This window comes from Streptomyces niphimycinicus, assembly GCF_018883605.1.
GTDB lineage: Bacteria > Actinomycetota > Actinomycetes > Streptomycetales > Streptomycetaceae > Streptomyces > Streptomyces niphimycinicus.
Window position 1 is genome coordinate 1 of the sequence record NZ_JAHLEM010000812.1, and the last position, 2,681, is coordinate 2,681.

The following is a 2,681-nucleotide window of genomic DNA, read 5'->3' on the forward strand; positions in this document are numbered from 1 at the left end:
GCTGAGGCGGCTCCCGCCGCCGTCCGGGGCCGTGTTCCGGGCCCTACCGCGCCCGCAGCCTCCGCCACACCGCCCGCGCCGCGTGGTGTCCCGACATGCCGTGCACGCCGGGCCCCGGTGGGGTGGCGGAGGAGCACAGGAAGACCGCCGGGTGGGCGGTGGCGTACGGGACGCGGGCGAGCTTGGGCCGGATGGCCGCCTGGATGCCCCCGAAGGCGCCGCAGGCGATGTCGCCGTCGATGTAGTTGGCGTTGCGCGCGGCGAGTTCGGGCGGTCCGGCCACCGCGCGGGCCAGGACCAGATCGCGGAAACCGGGGGCGAAGCGCTCGATCTGACGCTCGATCACCTCGGTGGCGTCGCCCTTCCACCCGCTGGGCACATGGCCGTACGCCCAGAAGGTGTGCTTGCCCTCCGGTGCCCGGGAGGGGTCGAGCAGGGTCGGCTGAGAGGTGATCAGAAACGGGACGGAGGGGTCGCGCCCGTCGACGGCGGCCCGCAGCGCGGCGCCGATCTCGCCGGAGGTGGGGCCGACATGGACGGTGCCCGCGCGCCGGGCCTCGGGCGCGGTCCAGGGCACCGGGCCGGACATCGCGTAGTCGATTTTGAAGGCGCTGGCCCCGTAGCGGTAGTGCCGGTAGGCGTTGCCGAGACCGGCGATACGGGCCAAGGCGCGCGGCGAGGTGTCGAAGATGTAGGCGCGGGCGGGCGGCAGCTCATCGAGCCGTTTGACCTCGGTGGAGACGTGGATCGTCCCGCCGTTCTCGCGCAGATACGCCCCCAGCGCGTCCACGATCGACTGGGAGCCGCCGCGCGGAATCGGCCAGCCGACCTCATGGGCCGCGACGGCGAAGATCAGGGCGGGTCCGCTGGTGACCAGCGCGCTGGTCGGCGCGATGGCGTGCCCGGCCAGCCCGGCGAACAGGGCGCGCGCCTTCTCGTCGCGGAAGCGGAGCGGCCCGGCGAGCAGTGAGACCGGCTGCACCGCGTGCAGCCCGAAGCGGGCCCAGGTGATCGGGTCGCGGGGCACCCCGTCCCAGAGGGTGCGCAGCATATCGGGGGCGAGGGTGGCCCATTTGCCCAGGTAGGGCGCGATCAGCCGACGGTAGGTCCCGGCGTCGCGCGGGCCGAGCGACCTGGCGGTCTCGCCGACCGAGCGGGCCAGCACCGCGGCCGTGCCGTCCGGGAAGGGGTGGGCCAGCGGCAGTTCGGGGTGGAGCCACTCCAGGCCGTACCGGGCGAGCGGCATCCGGTCGAAGGCCGGGGAGCCGATGGCGAGGGGGTGCACGGCGGAGCAGGGGTCGTGCCGGAAGCCGGGGAGGGTCAGCTCTTCGGTGCGGGAGCCCCCGCCGATGGTGTCCGCGGCCTCGAAGATCTCCACCGCGCAGCCGCGGCGGGCGAGTTCGACGGCCGCGGTCAGCCCGTTCGGCCCGGCTCCCACAACGACCGCGTCGAGCATGGACGGCACCTCGGCCCCCTCGTCCTTGAGGAATCGCTGGAACGATCAGCCGGCGGCGGCCAGCAAGCCCAGGATATGCGCAACGGCCGCCTCGTCCCTGGCCGCCGTGAAAGGAAGGGCATTGCCCCCGGTGATCCGGAACGGCTCGCGGGCGAGCGTGGCATGTGCCCCGCCCGCCTCGCCGACCAGCAGCAGACCGGCGGCGTGGTCCCAGGCGTTCTCCCAGGTGAAGGCGACGGCGTCGAGCAGCCCGCGGGCCACGTTCAGATACTCCAGACCGGCCGAACCGCAGGGACGCACCTCGACTCCCGGCACCTGAAGCCCCGACAGGGCGCGCTTCTCCGCGTCGGTGGTGAAGTCGTAATGCGAGACGGCCACGTGGAGGACCGCGCCGGGCTCCGGTGATCCGCAGTGGATCGGCTCACCGTTCAGCAGGGCGCCCCCGCCGCGGCGGGCGATGGCCATCTGGTCGAGCACCGGGGCGTAGGTCCAGGACGCGAGCAGCTCTTCGCCGTGGGCGAGGGCGACCAGCGTCGCGAAGCCGGGGTCGCCGTGGACGAACTGCCGGGTGCCGTCGACCGGGTCGACGATCCATACGGGCGCGCCGCCGCCGAGGGCGGTGAGCACGGCCGGGTCCGCGTGCACCGCCTCCTCGCCCACCACCACGGAGCCGGGCAGCAGCTTGGTGAGGGCCTCGGTCAGATGCTCCTCGGCCTGCCGGTCGGCGATGGTCACCAGGTCGTGCGGACCATTCTTCTCCACGATCTCGTGGGCGGCGAGCTGCCGGTAACGCGGCATGACCTCGTCGGCGACCGCCGTGCGGATCGCCTCTTCCACCGCGCCGAGATCACCGGCGAGAAATTCATCGATCATGCGTTCATCGAATCATGTCTCTGCGACGGCAGGTGGCATACCGGCTGCCGGACGATGTCATCGAGGTGAAGGGAGCGACCGCCCCAAATCCCTTTTCGACCGGCATCACCAATTACTTCGTCGATATACGGCAACGGAATCGGTGCGGGGCGCGCCGCGGGCGCGGTGCCGAGCGCCACAGACGCGGTGCCCGCGGACCGGGAACCAGCACGGCGCCGGGCGCCGCGGGGGCAGGAACGAGCGTGCCGCCGCGTGCCAGGAGTCTGGGAACGGACGCGCCACCGCGTGCCAGGAGCGGCACAGGCACCGGCGCGATACCGGGCGCCGCAGGCCCGGAACGGCGGCGCTGCCA

Annotated in this window: 2 protein-coding genes; both read right to left on the reverse strand. The window is 73.3% G+C overall.

Annotation, left to right across the window (positions count from 1 at the left end; all coding sequences use genetic code 11):
• Positions 1-43: 43 nt before the first annotated feature.
• Positions 44-1,456, reverse strand: a complete 1,413-nt coding sequence (locus KN815_RS43235; protein WP_216347233.1) for a phytoene desaturase family protein — start codon at positions 1,454-1,456, stop codon at positions 44-46.
• 45 nt (positions 1,457-1,501) lie between these two features.
• Positions 1,502-2,329 carry an inositol monophosphatase family protein gene (locus KN815_RS43240; RefSeq protein WP_216347234.1) on the reverse strand — a complete coding sequence of 276 codons (828 nt, stop codon included), beginning with the start codon at positions 2,327-2,329 and terminating at the stop codon, positions 1,502-1,504.
• Positions 2,330-2,681: the final 352 nt, after the last annotated feature.

What these genes read in the sequence shown, in the direction of transcription:
- KN815_RS43235 (WP_216347233.1), bottom strand. Translation starts at nt 1,456, where the DNA reads ATGCTCGACGCGGTCGTTGTGGGAGCCGGGCCGAACGGGCTGACCGCG.
- KN815_RS43240 (WP_216347234.1), bottom strand. Translation starts at nt 2,329, where the DNA reads ATGATCGATGAATTTCTCGCCGGTGATCTCGGCGCGGTGGAAGAGGCG.